This window comes from Actinomyces ruminicola (assembly GCF_900103885.1).
Classification (GTDB): domain Bacteria; phylum Actinomycetota; class Actinomycetes; order Actinomycetales; family Actinomycetaceae; genus Actinomyces; species Actinomyces ruminicola.
The window spans coordinates 21,074-38,703 of sequence record NZ_FNIM01000019.1 but is presented as its reverse complement, the minus strand read 5'-3'; the positions used below and the strand labels follow the sequence as shown (position 1 = coordinate 38,703).

Genomic DNA, 17,630 nt, shown 5'->3' with positions numbered 1-17,630 from the left:
ACAATGCGCCTTTAACGATGCGCTTCTTCATCGAAAACTCCAGTGCAATGAGATTGGGCCCGGCGGGGAGCCAGGGAGGAAGTACCGCTACCTCAGACCGAACACTTCCACCATCGGTTGCTGCACGCAACCGAGAATCTAAAACGTGATATTTCCATTGCCAGCGCCCAAGACGGGGTCCAACTCACTGGTTGCAGTCCAAGTTACCAGCGGGAAACGGTGCCGTAGCGACACTCCTGAGCATGACGTCAGCATCGAGCCCGACGACGCCGGAGCCGCTGAGTCGACAGCCCCGCCGTCGTCGTCGGGCACGCCGCGGCTCAGGCCGGCTCAGCCCACCAGGCCGGCTCAGCCGCGCCGCACCAGGGGGAAGGTGATGGTCTCGCGAATGCCCTGGCCAGTCAGGGCCATCAGCAGCCGGTCCACGCCCATGCCCATGCCACCGCAGGGCGGGAAGCCCTGCTCCATGGCCACCAGGAAGTCCTCGTCCAGCACCATGGCCTCGGGGTCGCCCTTGGCGGCGGCCAGCGCCTGCGCCTCGAAGCGCTCGCGCTGGATGACCGGGTCGGCCAGCTCCGAGTAGGCGGTGGCGGTCTCGGTGCCGCGGATGTACAGGTCCCACTTCTCGGTGAGTCCCGGACGGGAGCGGTGGTAGCGGGTCAGCGGGGAGGTGTCCTCGGGGAAGTCGAAGACGAAGGTCGGCTCCCACAGGTCGTTGCCGACCGTCTCCTCGAAGATGTCCTCCACGATCTTGCCGGCCACGGCGTAGTCGTCGACCTCCAGGCCGAGCCGCTCCGCAATCCCGACCAGCACCTCACGCGGGGTGGCGACGGTGATCTCCTCCCCCACCGCCTCGGACACCGAGGTGTACAGGTCGAGCCTGCGCCACTGGCCGGACAGGTCGTACTCGGTGCCGTCGGCCAGGCGCACGATCTCCTCGCCCTCGCTCAGGTCGAAGGCGTCGCGGGCGGCCTGCTGCACCAGGTTCTGGGTCAGCTCGGCCATGCCGTGGTAGTCGGAGTAGGCCTCGTACGCCTCCAGGGCCGCGAACTCCGGGGAGTGGGAGGAGTCCATGCCCTCGTTGCGGAAGATCCGGCCGATCTCGAACACCCGGTCCACCCCGCCGACCACGGCCCGCTTGAGGTAGATCTCGGTGGCGATGCGCAGGTACAGGTCCATGTCGAGCGCGTTCATGTGCGTGATGAACGGGCGGGCGGCGGCGCCACCGTGAATCGCCTGCAGCACCGGCGTCTCCAGCTCGACGTAGTCGCGCCCGTAGAAGTTCTCGCGCAGGCTGCGCACCACGGCGGCCCGGGTGCGCACCATGTCGCGCGCAGCCGGGCGGATGAGCAGGTCCAGCTCACGACGGCGCACACGCTGCTCCTCCGAGAGGGACACTGCCTCGCCGGCCTCGTTGGTCCAGGTCTTGGGCAGGGGCCGCAGCGCCTTGGAGGCGATGCGCCACGCGGGGGTTGCGACGGCGTCGTCGCCCAGGCTGGTCAGGTCCGCGGTGTCGGCTCCCTCGCGCAGCTCCGGCTCGGCGAAGACGGACAGCTCGCCGCGCCGGGAGGCGCCGACGTGACCGTGGACGAACAGGTGGTCGCCCAGGTCCACATCCGCCTTGAAGGCCGCCAGGCTCGAGTGGCCCTCGCCGGGCAGGGACTTGGCCGACAGCATCGCCTGGAGGGTTGCGCCGGCGCCGTCCTGCAGGGTGACGAAGCACAGGCGGCCGGTGTTGCGCAGGAAGACGACGCGCCCGGCCACGCCCACCACGTCCTCGGTCTCCTCACCGGCCTGAAGGTGGCCGTAGCGCTTACGCACGGCGGCGATGGTGGTGGTCAGCGGCACGGAGACCGGGTAGGGGTCCCAGCCCTCCTCGCGCAGGCGCTCCCGCTTAGCGGACCTGATCCGGAACTGGTCACCGGACGACGGCGCGGCCGGCTGGGCCGCAGGCCGGGCGGCATCGGTCGCAGGTGCGGAAGTCTGCTGGTTCTCAGGCGCGTCAGTCACGCGCGCGAGTGTAACCGCTGGCCGGGTGGGGCACATATCTAGGCCATCGTTTCGACCGCCGCGCGCCGTCTGCAGTCCCACCACGTAGGACACCCCCGGTGTGCCCGCCCGGATCCGCTGGTCATGACTTCGGCCCGCACCAGGGGCGCAGTTATCCACAGGCAGATGATTAGGTCTACCCGAGTCGGCTTCCGCAAGGTCATCATTCGCCTATGAACCTCGAGCTCGAAGTGCTATTGGGACGCGTCGCGGCGCTACACGGTGCGGCGTACGAGGATGAGATCGTACGCAGCCCACAGGAGCGGAGCCTCATAGAACGCGCCCTCACCGCCGAGCTGCTCTACAGACCCGCTCCGCGATTCCTCGCGATCCCGGGCACGGACCCGCGCATCGTCAGGTGCCGACAATTCCGCGCGCACCTGACCTGTGCGAGTGCCGCCGAGGTTCTCGGCTACCCCATGTGGAACAAGCCCAGTTCCCTGCATCTTGCGGTTCCAAGGAACCACAGCATGCGCCCAAGTGCGAACCGGTGCCTGGAAGGCATAACCCTGCACCGCAAGAAACGGATCACACCCGTGACGGTTGACGGTTTCCCCGTGGTGTCCCCGGCGGAGGCGGTCGCCTGCTGCCTGGTCTGTCTCGACGAACTCGATGCGATCTGCGTCGCCGATGCCGCCCTCAACCGCGGCGACACCTCGGTGGATGAAGTATCAGACGTGTTGGCCGGGCGCTACGCCGCAGAGGGTCGGCGGCGGCTGGCGCAAGCAGATCCCGCATCACGCTCGCCACTGGAGACACGCACGCGGCTCGCATTGCGGCACCTCGGCTTGTTCGTTGAAACGGGCGTGACTATCGAGGGGATAGGTGAGGTAGACATGCTGGTCCAGGGTTGGCTCATCGTCGAGACCGACGGCTGGGAGTTCCACTCGTCCCACGAGCAATTCATCCTGGATCGACATCGCGATCAACAGGCTCTCGCGAGTGGCTACGTTACGGTGCGGCTCACCGGGCAGGATGTTGAGGCCGGAGAACAAGGAATTCGCGCCACCGTGGCGCGCGCCCTCCTCGGCGTTGCACACTCGAATCGATTAGCCCTTCCGGAAAACGGCGGAATCATGCGGAATCTTCGCAAGGCTGCGCGAGTGTGATGAGCTTCCAGTGTGCAACGGAGCCCTCATTGCACACTGGAAGCTCATCAGACAACCAGATCAGCTACCCAGCAACCACGACCTTTCGTTGCTATACCGCCGTTTCGCCAATTCTCAGCTGTCGCGGGTGACAGTCGCTTGCGTGCAACAGCGGTCGTAAACCAGTGGCCGGGCTACAGCTGTCCCCAAGCTCCACTCCCGGCTTCCGGGTTGAGCTCGAGAGTGCGCCTTGGCTCAGTCGCGCACGGCGGCGAGGGGCACGCCGGAGGACCGCAGCCCCTGCATGCGAGCCACGTCGGAGTCGGCGGGGACCCGCCCGGGATCGGTGCCCCGCTCGACGATGCGGTTGTCCGCGTCAACGAACACCACGTGCGGCAGGTAGGTGCGGGCCTCGTCCTCGGGCAGCTGGGAGTAGCCGATGAGAATGACGATGTCGCCGGGGGCAACCAGGTGCGCGGCGGCGCCGTTGATGCAGATCTCACCCGCGCCGCGTTGTCCCGGGATCACGTAGGTGGACAGGCGGTTGCCGTTGGTGCAGTCGCAGATGTCCACCCGCTCACCGGGCAGCAGATCGGCAGCGTCGAGTAGATCCGCGTCCACGGTGATGGAGCCGACGTAGTCGAGGTCGGCCTGCGTCACGGTGGCGCGATGGATCTTGGACGTCATCATCGTCCGAAGGCGAGTGCTCATCACTCACCAGGGTAGACGCCGCAGGCTCGTCGACCGCATTGTCGTGACAGAAGAGACAGCGTGAGGAGGACAACGACCCCTGAGCAACCCGGCCGTCGCCATACGCCGCTTCTACCGAATTCGGCAGGTGATTTCTACCGATCTCGGCGAGGGGTTTAGGGGGTCTCGGCGGCACGCTGGAGCCAGCGGTCCAGGCGCTCCTGGCGGCGACGCCGCAGCGCCCGCTCGGAGATGACACGCTCAATGGCGGCGGCATCGCTCAGGTCCAGGTTACTCAGGGAACGGCCGATCTCGGCATCCACCATGTCCAGATGCAGCGCAACCAGTCCGCGCCGCCGCGCATAGGGCCCCTGCACCAACCGCAGCGACTGAATGCGCTCGTAGGGGATCACGCTGATGCGCCGCCGCAAACGTCCGAGCCGCAGCACCACACAGGTATCGGTCAAGGCGATCGCCTCCCGCCGCCAAGCCAGCGGCGAGAACATCCGCCCGCGCGGGCTGATGCGTATAAACCCGCGCCCCGGGGCACCGACATCCAGGTGCACATCGCCCACGCCGTCCTGGTCGCTCCCGGTCAAGGCCGCCGCCAGGAATGCGTCCGGGTCGGCAACACCCAGATCCGGGGCAACGAGCCACAGCGCCCATAGGGCCGTGTCGCGTCGCCCGACGGGCAGCAGCACATTCGCGCCGGTGTCCTCCACCCCGGAGGACTTGACCTCGGCGGCGCTGCGCCCGGCCACGCTCACCTCAACCCGCCACCAGTCCGGGCCCCGCCATAGCAGTCCCTGCTCGAGCTGCACGCCGTGGACCCGACCGGGAGGGAGCGTGGAGGAGGTCTCCGCGGTCAGTCCGAAACTCGTTCGGATCCCGGCGGGCGTGGCCGCGGCGCGGAAGCGCCAGCCCTTGTCGAAGCGATTCCACACGTAGCCGCCAAAAGCGAGGGGAATAGTCAGCATGGGCAGCACGCTCGAAAAGATCGCCGGCAGTACCCCGGCCCTCCCGAGGACCCCGGTAGCGAACCACACGGTCAACAGCACCAGGAAGGACAGCATCAGGGCCGCGGCGGTGATGGTCGCACCGGAGCGCAGCATCGAGCCGATCAGTACGCGTGTCTCCACCTCGTACAGGTCGTGCTCACGGCCCTGCACACACCCCGCCGGAAGCGGCGGCGCGGCCGCGGCACCTTCGAAGCCGAGCGGCGTTGACGGCGGGTCCGCGGCGGTGCCCGGCTCCCCGAGTGGTGGGGGCGATGCCGGGTTCACATCGACCCTCTCCGCCGTGTACGGCTCGACGCCTTCACCGTGCAATTCCGTCCCCGCAGCCAGCGACATGATCCGATCGCGCAGGGTCTCCAGCTCACGGGTGCGCAGGAAACCGATGGTGACGTTCGAGTCGCCGCCGCCGGCGACCTCCACCTTCAGCCGTCCCAGCCCGAAGATGCGGCCGAGCAGCGGGTGAATGATGTCTACGGACTGGATGCGCGGCAGGCGGGCGGTGCGCAGCTGTCGGTTGAGGATGCCGGTGCGCAGGTAGACGGCGTCGCGGTCGACGGCGTAGGACCGCATCCGCCACGACAGCCACAGAACCAGACCAACCGCCACCAGCACGCCAAGCACGCCCAGCCCCGCGGTCAGGACCACCTGTGCTGTCACATGCCCCTGGTAGTCCTGAATGGCCGAGTACGCGTCCATGACGTATTCCACGTTCTGCCAGAGCAGGAAGGCCAGCACTGCGGTGATGCCCTTCCACCCCTCCAGCAGCGGGGTAATGGGGTGGACGCGCCGCCACTGCACGTCTGGGGGCAGGGTGATGCCCCGGTCCGGGGCGGGTGAGCGGCGGGAGCCCCTGCCCGGCCTCCCGGTGCTGGCCGGGGCCACAGCGCCGCCCGGCCTCCCGGTGTCTGCCGACGGCCGACCAGCACCGCGCTGCGGGACCCAAGGCACGCTCATAGCCCGGCCATCCTCTGCTCGCCGCGCTCGGACAGCACTCTCCGCAGGGTCTCGGCCTCGGCTACGGGCAGCCCGTTGATGGTCGCGTCCGTGGAGGCCGACGCCGTGTGCAGCTTGACCTCGGCGATGCCCAGGTGACGGCCCAACGGGCCCTGGGAGGTGTCCACGAACTGCATGCGTCCGTAGGGGACCACACTGATCCGGCGGAACATAATGCCCTTGCGCCACAGGAGGTGGTCCTCGGCCATGGCGTACCCCATGGCCCGCACCTGCCGGGGAATCAGCCACAGCTCCCACAGCATGCATATCACCATCACCACAGCGCCGATGTGGAGCCACGGGCTCACCCACACCCCCGCCGCCACGAAGGCGATCAGACACACGACGTCGACAATCAGGTTGGGTACCAAACGCGCGGTCACCAACCGCGGGGAGACGGGACGGAAGTCGACTCCGTCGGGGGCGAAGGGATCGGCCGCCGATCGAGGGGATTGCTCGAGCGCATGTGGGAGGGCCATAGGTTCTCCTTACGGTGGGGGCACCGACAATCGCAGAACCGCGGCCCTCCTGCATCCTCCTGCGGGAGGAGCCTCAGGCGCGACGGCGCCCTCGGCCGGCCGCATGCCCCATGTCCCGCGCCGGGGTGCCTCGGGCCCAGCGGGCTCAGGCCAGGTCGATGAGCGTGTTGTCAATCAGGCGGGTGGTGCCCACGCGGGCGGCGACGGCGAGCAGTCCCCGGGCCGACCGGACGGCACCGTCCGAGTCACGCCCCCGGCCGTGCGCCGCCTGGGATTCCAGGCCGAGCCCCGCCCCGGCCAGATCCACGAAGGAGTCCGGGGCCACGAGGGCCACGTAGTCGACCTCCACGCCCGTCTCGGCCGCGAGCACCTGCTCGGCCGCCGCACGGATCGCAGCCGGGTCGGCACCCGCACGGGCGGCAGCACGCCCCGCTTCCAGCGCCCGGGACAGGGCCAGGGCACGCCCGCGCTCGGCGTCGGACAGGTAGGAGTTGCGCGAGCTCATGGCCAGGCCGTCGGCCTCGCGGCGGATGTCGACGGGGACGATCTCCACCGGAACCGCGAGGTCGCGCACCATCGCCTTCACGATCGCGAGCTGTTGGGCGTCCTTGCGGCCGAACATGGCCCAGCGCGGCCCAGTCAGGTGCAGCAGGGAGAGCACCACCTGGCACACGCCGGCGAAGTGGGTGGGGCGGGTGCGCCCCTCCAGGACGGTGGCCAGGGGGCCGGGGTCGATGCGCACCTGCGGCTCGCCGTGGGGGTACATGACCTCCGGGGTGGGGGCGAAGACCACCAGGCGCCCCACCGCGAGCGCGCCGGCGTCGTCGGTGAGAACAGCGGCCAGTCCCTCCAGATCGGCCTCCAGGGTGCGGGGGTAGGCGTCGAGGTCCTCCCCCGGGGCGAATTGGAGCGGGTTGACGAAGATGGTGACGACGACGGTGCCGCCCCTCCCGACCCGTCGGGCGGCCTCGCGCACGAGGTCGAAGTGTCCCTCGTGGAGAGCGCCCATGGTCATGACGACGGCGCGGGGGGCGGCGTCACCGGACAGGGCGGAGGCGAGCTCGTCCCGGGTGCGGGCGAGCACGGTGCCGGCAGCGGTGCGGGGGGCGGGGGCGTCCGGGGAGGTCGAGGAGGTCATGAGGCAACGCTAGATGATCGGGCCGGGGCGCTACTCCCCCAGGGCCTCGCGCAGGGCGCGCGCCTGCTGCTCCCCCAGCGCGCCGGTGGCCTCGCGCCGGGCCACGGTCGCCCGGGCCAGCGCGCGGTAGGTGGAGACGACATCGTCCAGCTCCCGCCCGTCGGCGTCGCGCAGGTCGGCCAGCGCCGCCAGGTGGGTGCGCACGGTGCCGGCGTCTCCGCGCGCCACCGGCCCCGTCAGCCCCGCCTCCCCCTCCCGCAGCGCGCGGTCGAGGGCGGTGGACAGCAGCGGGGCGAGGGTGGCGGCGCCGTCCTCCACGCCGGCCGCCGCCAGGATGCGCACCGCCTGGGTGACCAGGGTGACCAGGTGGTTGGCGCCGTGGGCGAGGGCCGCGTGGTAGGCGGGCCGGGACTCCTCCGGCAGCACGAAGGGCTCACCGCCCAGTTCGACGGCGAGCGCCTGCCCGATCGGCAGGACGGCGGCAGGCGCGGTTACGGCCATGGGGCAGCCGACCAGTCGGGCGACGTCCGTGGAGAAGCCGCCGAAGGTCATGGCCGGGTGGATGGCGAGCGGGATGGCGCCGCAGCGGCGGGCGGGCTCGAGCACGGCGGTGCCGTATGCGCCGGAGGTGTGGACCACCAGCTGACCGGGCTGCCAGCGGTTCAGGTCGGCCAGCCCCTGCACCAGGTCGGCCAGGGCGTCGTCGGGAACCGCGAGCAGGACCAGTTCGGCCCGCTCGACGATGTCGTCGATGTCCAGCACGGGGACGCCGGGCAGGAGCAGTTCGGCGCGCTCGCGGGAGGCGGCGGAGACGGCGTGCACGCCGATGATCTGGTGGTCCACCGAGCGCAGGGCGGAGCCGAGCACGGCGCCGACCCGGCCGGCGCTGATAATGCCGACGCCGAGCCTGCCCGGGCGGGACGGCCGGGTCGGGGCGGAAGCGGGCGCCGGTGCAGCCGCTGCCGCCGGCGGGGCCGACGCCTCGCCCGCGGAGGAGGGCTGCGCAGCCGGGTAGGCGGGGGCGTCGTCGTTCGGCCTCGGTTCGGGGACGGCGGGCATGCCGAAAGCACTGGACATGACGCGATGCTCTCACGAGCACGGGGCACGCGTGGGCTCAGGCGGCGCTACCGCTCGGGGAGGAGCCGGGGTGCAGATCATCGTCGTCATCCTCACCGATGGCGCACCAGTGCTCAACGAGCAGGCCGATGCAGCTCCACAGCACGCAGGCGGCCAGGCAGGCGCCGGCGGACCGGGCCAGGGAGGCCATGGCCGGCGAGTCCAGGTTCAGCAGCGCGACCGCCAGTCCCCCGGCATAGATGCCGCCGATGACCGCACCTACCCGGGCCGAGGCCTGTGCGGCCGCCGCGGTGGTGGCGGCCCCGGTGGGTGTCATCCAGGTGGGCTCGTGCTCGCGCAGGCGCCGCACCGCCAATCCGGCAATCAGCACGGCAGCCGCGATGACGACGGCGACGACGGCTCCCCAGGGGGTCAGCGAGACGATCCAGCCGCGACGGTGCAGCATGATGTCGGAGGCCGCCCAGGCGAATACGCCGGGGCCAACGAAGCACGCGAGGACCGTCGTCCAGCGCGTGCGGCGCATCAGAGGCCCTGGCCGTTGCGGCCGATGACGTCGTTCCAGTTGGGCGGGGCCGCCCAGACGCTGTCGTCCCCGTCGTCGTCGGCGCCGCTTGCGGGGGCGCCATTGGGCATGCCCGGGACGGCGGGCGGTACGGGCTCGGCCACGGGGGCGGAGGCCGGTACGGGGTCGGCCACGGGGGCGGAGGCCGGAGGCTCCGCCACGTGGCGGGCGGAGGACTGCCCGAGCCCGGCCTGCGGCTCCTCCTGCGCCTGCACCGGCTCCGGATCGGGCGCCGGCACGGGCGCAGCCGCTTCCGCACGGCTCGGCAGGGCCGGCTCAACCGGCTCCGCCTGCGATGGCTGTGCGGCGCCCTCCGCCGACGCCGCGTCAGCCTCCGCAGCGCCGGCCGCGGGGGCGTCCGCCGGCTCCGGCGGGGCGACGTACTGTCCGGTCGGCAGGGCGGGCAGGTGGTCGGAGTCGAGCCAGTCGAGGGCCAGCCAGCGCACGCCATCGCGGTCGGGGGCCACCTCGGCCAGAGCGGCCACGGACTGATCACCGATCTCGGCGAAGGGATCGGCCTGCGCCCAGGGAGTCAGCACGAAGGCCCGCTGGGCGGCACGCGGGTGCGGCAGCGTGAGCTCGGGGTCGGTGGAGGTGACGGCCTCATAGGTGATGATGTCGGCGTCGAGGGTGCGGGGGCCCTGCGGCCGGGTGCGCACGCGCCCCGCAGCGGCCTCCAGATCCTGGCACACGGCCAGTACTTCGCGCGGAGACAGGGTGGTGGTGGCGAGCACCACCGTGTTGAGGTAGTCGGGCTGCTCCTCGCCGTCGGTGACGACGGCGGCGGTGCGGGCCAGGGGGGCGACCGCGGTGACGGTGATGCCCTCGGCCTGCCGCAACGTGTTCACCGCGGTGCGCAGGGCGGGGACGACGCCGCCGACGTTGCCTCCCAGGGCGATCACCAGTTCCGCGGGCGCCTGCGGGCGCACGGTGAGCGGGTCGACCGGCGGCTGCGGGGCCGGGGGCGCGGGGGCGGCGAAGGGTTCGGGCACGGGCGCGGCGGCGGGGGCCTCCGGGGTGGCGGTCGGCGGGGCGGCCTCCGGCCGCTGGACCGCGGCGACCGGGCCGACCTGCGCATCGACGAGCGGCACCGCCGGGGCGGGCGGTGCCGGGGCCTCCGGCTGGGGGAGGGCGGGCGCGGGCTCCGCCGTGGGGGCCGGCTGCGCGCCGACGAGCGCGTCCACGGCGGGGGCCGGCCGCGCGGCGGACTCGGCCGCGGAGTCGGCGTCGCGGAAGATGCTGACCGATACGTCGTCGAAGGCGACGTTCAGCGGCGCCTGGGGCTTGTGGACGGTGACCTCCACAGCAGTGACGCGTGGGAAGGCGAGCACAGCGTCACTGATGCGCTCGGCGAGGGTCTCGATGAGTCCGACCGGCTCACCCTCAATGATGCCGACGACCGCCTGCGCGACGTCCGCATAGTTGACGGCGTCGGTCACCGAGTCGGTGACGGCCGCGACCGCCGTGCCGCGCTCACCCAGAAAGACGGTGATGTCGGCGGTGAACAGCTGCCCCTCGGTGCGCTCGAAGGGAAGGAGGCCGTGGTAGCCGCGGGCGGACAAGCCCGTCAGGGTGATCCTGTCGGGGGTGGCGTGGTTGGTGCTCATCGGTTTTCCTTCCAGAGGGAAGCAGTGCGGACGGCATCCCGGTTGGCCGGGACCTCGTGGACTCTGACGGCCCAGGCGCCTGCGGCGGCGGCCAGGGCGGTGGTGGCGGTGGTGGCCGCGTCGCGGGCGAGCGGGTCGGCGGCGGCCTCGGGCACGGTGACGGCGGCGAGGAAGCGCTTGCGGGAGGCGCCGATCAGGAGCGGGTGCCCCAGGTCCTCCGTCAGCCGCCGGGTGGCGGCCAGCAGCTCCCAGGACTGCGGGTGGGTCTTGGCGAAGCCGAGGCCCGGGTCGAGCACTATCTGCTCCGGACGCACCCCGGCGGTTTCGAGTTCCGCCAGGCGCTCACGCAGCTCGGCCTCCACCCCGGCGACGACGCCGCCCGGACCGTAGTCGGTCAGGGTGTCCATGGTGGTGGGATCGCCGCGCCAGTGCTGGCAGATGTAGACGACGCCCGCCGCGGCCGCGGCACGGTGCATGTCCGGATCGGCGAGCCCGCCGGAGACGTCGTTGATGATGCGGGCGCCCGCGTCCACGGCCGCCGTGGCGGTGGCGGCGCGCAGGGTGTCCACGGACACGACCGCGCCCGCCTCGGCGAGGGCGCGAATGACCGGCAGTACGCGGGAGCGCTCCTCCTCCGGGCTGACGTCGGCGGCCCCGGGGCGGGTGGACTGGCCGCCGATGTCGAGGATGTCGGCCCCCTGGGCCAGCAGCTGGAGTCCGTGGGCGACGGCCAGGTCCGTGGTATCCCAGCGGCCGCCGTCGGAGAAGGAGTCCGGGGTGACATTGACGACTCCCATCACCAGGGTCCGCCCCGCAGCGGAGGCCGCGGTGAGCGCCTGCGGCAACGGCGCCGGGGGCGAGATGGTTATCGCGTTCACGCCCCCAGGCTATCCGACACCGCGCGATTCCCCCGGATTTTGCGGCACCGCGTCAAAGCACGGAATCGGGGCGGAACCGTCGCCGGCCCGGTCGGCGCAGGTTCGCGGTCGGAGCGGCACCGGCCCGCTCAGGAGCGGCGCCCCAGCACCAGGCTCATGGCCTCGGAGCGGGTGGCGGCATTGCGCATGGCGCCCCGCACCGCGCTGGTGATGGTGTTGGCGCCGGGCTTGCGCACGCCGCGCATGGACATGCACAGGTGCTCGGCCTCGATGACCACGATCACTCCGCGCACTCCCAGGCGCTCCACCATGGCGTCGGCGATCTGGGAGGTGAGCCGCTCCTGCACCTGCGGGCGGCGGGCGTAGCCCTCCACCAGCCGGGCGAGCTTGCTCAAGCCCGTGACGCGCCCGTCCTCGCCGGGGATGTAGCCGACGTGGGCCACCCCGTGGAACGGCAGCAGGTGGTGCTCGCACACCGAGTACAGGGGGATGTCCCGCACCAGCACCATCTCCTGGTGGTCGGCGTCGAACACCGTCTCCAGGTGGCGGGCCGGGTCCTCCCCCAGCCCGGAGAACATCTCCGCCAGGGCGCGGGCGATCCGGTCGGGGGTGTCGCGCAGGCCGTCGCGGTCGGGGTCCTCCCCGACGGCGGTCAGCAGGTCCCGGATGGCGCGGCGCACGCCGTCGACGTCGTAACTCACCACTGCCGCCAGTCCTCGCCCGACTCCGAGTCACGGGAGGGCGCGTCCTCGCCGTGCGGGGCTGCGTCCGCCGCCGCGGGCGTGTCGGCCGCGGGCTGCGCGGCGGCCTTGGCGGCGTGCCGATCGGGGGCCTGGGCCGCGGCGGTGAAGGTGGCGGTGACGTCGTCGGTCAGGACCAGGGCGTCGTCGGAGTGCCACAGCGGGCGCCGCGGCTGCTTGATGACAGGGGCGAAGATCTGCTCCAGGTCCTTCTCCAGCAGCGTCTCCTTCTCCAGCAGCTGGGTGGCCAGGTCCTCCAGCACGTCCCGGTTGCGCACCAGGATCTCCCAGGCCTCGCGGTGGGCGGCGTCCATGAGGGCCCGGACCTCGGCGTCGACCGTGGCGGCGACGTCCTCGGAGAAGTCGCGGCTGGTGGCGTTCAGGCCGAGGACCGTCTCGTTCTCGGTGGTGCCCAGGCGGACGGCGCCCACGGAGCGGGTCATGCCGTAGTCGGTGACCATCTTGCGGGCGGTTGCGGTGGCCTTCTCGATGTCGTTGGAGGCGCCGGTGGTGGGGTCCTGGAAGACGATCTCCTCCGCGGCGCGCCCGCCCATGGCGTAGACGAGCTGGTCGAGCAGCTCGTTGCGGGTGGTGGAGTACTTGTCGTCCGAGGGCATGACCATGGTGTAGCCGAGGGCCTTGCCGCGCGGCAGGATGGTGACCTTGGTGACCGGGTCCGAGTAGGCGCCGGCCGCCGCGCACAGGGCGTGACCGGCCTCGTGGTAGGCGGTGATGGCCTTCTCGTGGTCGTTCATGACGCGGGTGCGCTTCTGGGGGCCGGCGATGACGCGGTCGATGGCCTCGTCCAGGGCGCGGTTGTCGATCAGCTGCGCGTTGGAGCGGGCGGTCAGCAGCGCCGCCTCGTTCAGGACGTTGGCCAGGTCGGCGCCGGTGAAGCCGGGGGTCCGCTTGGCCACCTGGTCGAGGTCGACGTCGCGGGTCATGGGCTTTCCCTTGGCGTGCACGCGCAGGATGGCGGCGCGGCCGGCCATGTCGGGGGCCTCCACGGAGACCTGCCGGTCGAAGCGGCCGGGGCGCAGCAGGGCGGGGTCGAGCACGTCGGGCCGGTTGGTGGCGGCGATGAGGATGACGTTGGTGGTGGCGTCGAAGCCGTCCATCTCCACCAGCAGCTGGTTGAGGGTCTGCTCGCGCTCGTCGTGCCCGCCGCCCATGCCGGAGCCGCGGTGGCGGCCGACGGCGTCGATCTCGTCGACGAAGATGATGGCGGGGGCGTTCGCCTTGGCCTGCTCGAACAGGTCCCGCACGCGCGAGGCGCCGACGCCGACGAACATCTCCACGAACTCCGAGCCGGACATGGAGAAGAAGGGCACGCCGGCCTCGCCGGCGACGGCACGCGCCAGCAGGGTCTTGCCGGTGCCGGGCGGGCCGTACAGCAGCACGCCCTTGGGGATCTTGGCGCCGACGGCCTGGAACTTCTGCGGCTCGGAGAGGAACTCGCGGATCTCCTCCAGCTCCTCGACGGCCTCGTCCTCCCCGGCGACGTCGTCAAAGGTGACGTCCGGCATCTCCTTGCTGCCGACCTTCGCCTTGGAGCGCCCGAAGCCGAGGGCGCCGCCGCGGTCGCCGCTCATGCGGCCGATCAGCCACCACATGAAGCCGATGAAGACCACCATCGGCAGCACCAGCTGCAGCAGGGAGGACCACCAGGTGGTGGTGGGCACCACCGAGTTGTAGCCGCCGGAGGGGTTGGCGGCCTGGACGAGCCGGTTGACCTGTCCGGCCTGGGCCTCGGTGAAGGTGAACTGGACGCGGCGGCCGAGGTTCTCGGCGGACTCCCCCGCCTTGTTGGGCTTGCTGGTGTAGTCGGCGGTCAGGTCCAGCTCCACCCGCTGGGTGCCGTCGATGACGGTGACGGACTCGATGGTGTCGGCGCTGTCCTGGAGGATCGCCAGACCCTCGGAGGTGTCGATGCTGCGGTAGCCACTGACGGATGTGAACAGCGCCCAGCCCAGCAGGATGAGCAGCACGAAGGGGGCGATCCACAGCAGCGGATTGCCCAGCGCCCCACGGCGCCGCCCACTCCCCTGCCGGGAGCCTCCCTTGTCACCGCCACGGCCGTCCTGCTTCATGGAGCGTTCCGCCACACGGATCTGACCGGAATCGTTCATCGGCGTTTGGTCCCTTCGCACGTCTAACCGCTCCGACGCTAGCGGAAACCACCGACGGGTTTCGCCCCGTACCGGCTCTGTTCGCGCCGGGCGTGGGCAGGAATCCGCGCAAGCCCGGGAATATGCGCCACCTGTGTGTCCGCAATGTGACCAAGTCGAAGGGGTTTGCCGCCGCATACGGTTGGCGAAGTCCGGGCGACTTCATCTAACGTGTCGGTTACGTGCTCGCTCCGGAGCCTGAACCCGGTTGGGCGCGTGCCCCGATGTCTGCATCGGATCGTTCCCTGACTCCTGGGACCGGCCCGTACCGCAGCAATACCCGTAGCCAAGACGCAGGAGACCCTGAGCTTTGTCACCATTCAAGTCACTGCACCGCTGTACCTCCACCGCCGTGGGCGTGAGCGCCGCGGCCGCCGCCGCCCTGTCCATCGCCGTCGTCCTGCCCGCCGCACCGGCGCAGGCAGTAGTCCAGTTCGACACCACCTCGGACCTGATGTCCGCCTCCGGGCTGTCGGGCACGGTTTACACCGCGGGCGATGAGGCCGCCGACGACGGCGCAGGCATGAGTTTCTCCGTCACCGACACGCTCCCGGACGGCATTGAGGGCAATATCGCCGTCCCGCTGGCCGATGACACCTGGGCGGTGCCGCAGGGACTGCCCACCTCGCCGACGCGCGAGGCCGACTCCGCCGCCGTCGAAGACCTCATCTCCCGGGCACAGACCTTCTACGACGCCGGAGGGCAGCTCATCTGGGACTCCAGCCGGCCCACGCCCCTGACCGGGACGGTGGTACACGACAGCACCACCGCGCCCTACGGGGTGACCTGCTCCACCTTCGTGAGCATGGTGCTGCTGGGCTGGGACTACCAGCACACCACCTACACGGCGGACACGAACACCCAGGTGGGCTACGCCGTCGACTTCGGGGTGGATCCCACCACCTCCAAGATCTGGCGGGCGAACAACCTGGCCAGCTGGTTCTACGCCAACGGTGACCTGTGGCTGGAGACCGACGGCAACTACCAGCGCGGCGACATCCTGTTCTTCTCCGAGCAGGACCCGGAGGGCCGCATCGACCAGGTGCGCAGCGGCGCCGAGTCCACCTACTTCGGCAACGTCTACCACGCCGCGATCTACCTGGGCGACGGCATGCTGATCCACTCCACGGGCACCGGCAACGGCGTCAACATCACCACCCTGAATCCGCTGCTGGAGGCCGATCTGTCCTTCGTGGCGCGCCCGACCTTCACCACCGAGGCCGCCAACACCGGCCAGGCCGCCGAATCCGGAGACGACACCACCACCCAGGGTGAGACCACCGGATCGGCCGGGGACGACGCCGCCCCGACCGAGACCACCGGCTCCGAGGGGCAGGACTCCACGCAGGGCGAGACCACCGGGACCACGGGCTCCGGCGGCGTCCGGGCGGTCACCCCGGTGTCGCCCAACCGGCAGTACTCCCGCCCGATCGAGGACCACCGCGGCTGGATGTCCCGCTGAGCGGCCCGGGCCGGCTGGGCCGACTCGCCCGACTTCGAGCGTGCGGGTCGGCCCGGCCGCCGAGGACGCTCTCCGGACCGACGTTCTCGACGGCGCGGCGGCGTCTTCGGGGCCACCCCGCGTGCTCGAGGCCCCGCCGGGTTGCGCCTGATGCACCGGCTCCCGTGGAGCGCACCCGGTTTTTCCCCTTCCGGCCTCCTTCCCCTCCAGAATGTCGCAGATCGGCACAAACACACGCTTCACCCCGGTACGCGTCCCACCAATCGTTGAAATCGTGCGGCTCACTCCGGCGTCTGAACCGCCCCGACCTGCGTTTGTGCCGATCTCGGACATTCCTGACGTACGCGTCTACCAACACACCGATCAGGGATGACACCCCCGCTGAGGTGACGGCCTGCGTTGCCGCTGGCGGAGGACCGCTTCAAGGAGGTCTTCGCCGCGGTCCGCTCCTTCCAGGCGCAGTAGTCTCGCGGCCTGCCGTGCTGTGCGAACCGACGGGACCGTTGTACCGTATCGGCAGGGCGGAGGCGCCGTTCCACTTCTCCGAGATCACGCTGGAGATCTCTGGCCTGCCGAATACGGGAAACCGGTTCGATGTACTCGGGGGCGGCGTCATGTATGCGGCCAGCACCCCCACAGGGGCTTTCGTTGAGACGCTGCAGTCCTTCCGGCCGACGACGGCGGCGCGGGTAGCTGTAGCGTGCGACACCCCAGGATTCATGGCTCTTTCGGTTTGGGGGTGTGGTGGTGGGTTGTCGGGGTGATCGTGGTGCTTGGGGTCGGGGTTTTGGTCGGCGTGGTGCGGGCAGGTCGGGGTGATTACGGTCCGGCGGATAAGTCGGTGTCGTGCTTGGTGTTCGCGGGAAGACGCGCGGGCCGTGAGAGCACGGACCCCCACGGGCAAGCAGTCACGGGCCGACCAGTCGAGCCCCCTCGGCGGCAGGGTGTTTCGCCGCCGGGGCGCCTGGCGCCGCCGGGGCCCCGGCGTCGGCGTGTTCCCCACCCACCCCACCCACCCCACCCGCCCGCCCGTTGCTGGCAAGGCGTGTTCCCAGGCGCTCGCTGGCGCCCATCTCGTCTCGGACTTGGACCGCCCGCCTGCGGATGGACCGCCGCAGACGCGCTCTCAGACGGTCCAACTGAAGAAACCCGGTCCGAGTGCAGAAACGGGGTCCATCTGAAGGGACGCGGTCCAAGTGCGGGTGACCGGTCCAAGCGCCGAGGGGGTTGCCAGCATGCCTCCCCACGACACGCCAGGCCGAAGCACCACGCTCGCGCCAACACCCCGTGATGGTTCAGCGCGGGGCTGCGGCTTGAAGAGTCGTGCTCGGGCTGAAGAGGTCGTATTCAACCGTCCAAGGTCGTGCTCGGGCTAAACAGGTCGTGCTCGCCCACCCGAGGACGTCTTCGGGCGGACGGTGACGTTGCCGGGCCGGTCGGGTCTTTGTCGCTTCCGGGCCGGACCTCCAGGACGCCGACCGGCCGTCGAGAACACCCTCCCAGACAGCGCCCTGCAGGGCCGGGCCACGTCACCGCGGGCCAACCCACGCCCTCGAACCGTCCCCACCGACCCGCCCGAGCAAGCAACAACACCCAACACCGACAACCACCCCACACACCCGAACAGGACCACACCACCACCCCAGGCCAGAACCGTCAAACCCGAACCACCACACCCCAAAC

At 70.9% G+C, this 17,630-nt stretch carries 14 protein-coding genes; 3 read left to right on the top strand and 11 right to left on the bottom strand.

The genetic code is table 11. The features are described 5' to 3' along the window. Positions 1-348: 348 nt before the first annotated feature. Positions 349-2,046: a lysine--tRNA ligase gene (locus BLR49_RS11620; RefSeq protein ID WP_092537792.1), complete on the bottom strand. Its 1,698-nt coding sequence runs from the start codon at positions 2,044-2,046 to the stop codon at positions 349-351. Between the two features lie 176 nt (positions 2,047-2,222). Here BLR49_RS11620 and BLR49_RS13780 point away from each other — a divergent pair, with 176 nt between their 5' ends. Next, entirely contained in the window at positions 2,223-3,158 is a 936-nt protein-coding gene (locus BLR49_RS13780; protein WP_245690671.1) for a hypothetical protein, read from the top strand. Between the two features lie 234 nt (positions 3,159-3,392). Here the strand turns inward: BLR49_RS13780 and panD are convergent, their stop codons facing one another. The 10 genes from panD to ftsH all read right to left on the bottom strand — a co-directional run bounded on the left by panD (position 3,393) and on the right by ftsH (position 14,446). After that, entirely contained in the window at positions 3,393-3,848 is a 456-nt protein-coding gene (panD, locus tag BLR49_RS11610) for an aspartate 1-decarboxylase (RefSeq protein WP_092537790.1), read from the bottom strand. 155 nt (positions 3,849-4,003) lie between these two features. Next, complete coding sequence (locus tag BLR49_RS11605) at positions 4,004-5,797, bottom strand: PH domain-containing protein (RefSeq protein WP_092537788.1); 1,794 nt, start codon at positions 5,795-5,797, stop codon at positions 4,004-4,006. Next, positions 5,794-6,315: a PH domain-containing protein gene (locus tag BLR49_RS11600; RefSeq protein ID WP_086614723.1), complete on the bottom strand. Its 522-nt coding sequence runs from the start codon at positions 6,313-6,315 to the stop codon at positions 5,794-5,796. Before BLR49_RS11600 ends, BLR49_RS11605 begins: the two co-directional genes overlap by 4 nt. Positions 6,316-6,460: 145 nt before the next feature. Beyond that, the gene (panC, locus tag BLR49_RS11595) at positions 6,461-7,453 is read right to left on the bottom strand and encodes a pantoate--beta-alanine ligase (RefSeq protein WP_092537785.1); all 993 of its coding nucleotides are present in this window, start codon (positions 7,451-7,453) and stop codon (positions 6,461-6,463) included. 30 nt (positions 7,454-7,483) lie between these two features. After that, entirely contained in the window at positions 7,484-8,530 is a 1,047-nt protein-coding gene (locus tag BLR49_RS11590; protein ID WP_245690669.1) for a Rossmann-like and DUF2520 domain-containing protein, read from the bottom strand. A 37-nt stretch (positions 8,531-8,567) separates the two neighbouring features. Further along, complete coding sequence (locus tag BLR49_RS11585) at positions 8,568-9,053, bottom strand: DUF3180 family protein (RefSeq protein ID WP_092537783.1); 486 nt, start codon at positions 9,051-9,053, stop codon at positions 8,568-8,570. Then, complete coding sequence (folK, locus tag BLR49_RS11580) at positions 9,053-10,699, bottom strand: 2-amino-4-hydroxy-6-hydroxymethyldihydropteridine diphosphokinase (RefSeq protein ID WP_092537781.1); 1,647 nt, start codon at positions 10,697-10,699, stop codon at positions 9,053-9,055. Before folK ends, BLR49_RS11585 begins: the two co-directional genes overlap by 1 nt. Continuing rightward, complete coding sequence (gene folP, locus BLR49_RS11575; protein ID WP_245690677.1) at positions 10,696-11,568, bottom strand: dihydropteroate synthase; 873 nt, start codon at positions 11,566-11,568, stop codon at positions 10,696-10,698. Before folP ends, folK begins: the two co-directional genes overlap by 4 nt. A 137-nt stretch (positions 11,569-11,705) precedes the next feature. Further along, on the bottom strand, positions 11,706-12,278 hold the full coding sequence (folE, locus tag BLR49_RS11570) for a GTP cyclohydrolase I FolE (RefSeq protein WP_092537810.1): 573 nt from the start codon (positions 12,276-12,278) through the stop codon (positions 11,706-11,708). Further along, positions 12,275-14,446 carry an ATP-dependent zinc metalloprotease FtsH gene (gene ftsH, locus BLR49_RS11565; protein WP_092537779.1) on the bottom strand — a complete coding sequence of 724 codons (2,172 nt, stop codon included), beginning with the start codon at positions 14,444-14,446 and terminating at the stop codon, positions 12,275-12,277. Before ftsH ends, folE begins: the two co-directional genes overlap by 4 nt. A gap of 349 nt (positions 14,447-14,795) precedes the next feature. On the opposite strand from ftsH, the gene BLR49_RS13350 reads away from it, so the two are divergent. Both BLR49_RS13350 and BLR49_RS14030 read left to right on the top strand, forming a co-directional pair. Then, positions 14,796-15,947, top strand: coding sequence for an NlpC/P60 family protein (locus BLR49_RS13350; protein ID WP_092537777.1), 1,152 nt, complete (start codon positions 14,796-14,798; stop codon positions 15,945-15,947). A gap of 164 nt (positions 15,948-16,111) precedes the next feature. After that, positions 16,112-16,711: an RES domain-containing protein gene (locus BLR49_RS14030; RefSeq protein WP_425425775.1), complete on the top strand. Its 600-nt coding sequence runs from the start codon at positions 16,112-16,114 to the stop codon at positions 16,709-16,711. The last annotated feature ends 919 nt before the right edge of the window (positions 16,712-17,630 follow it).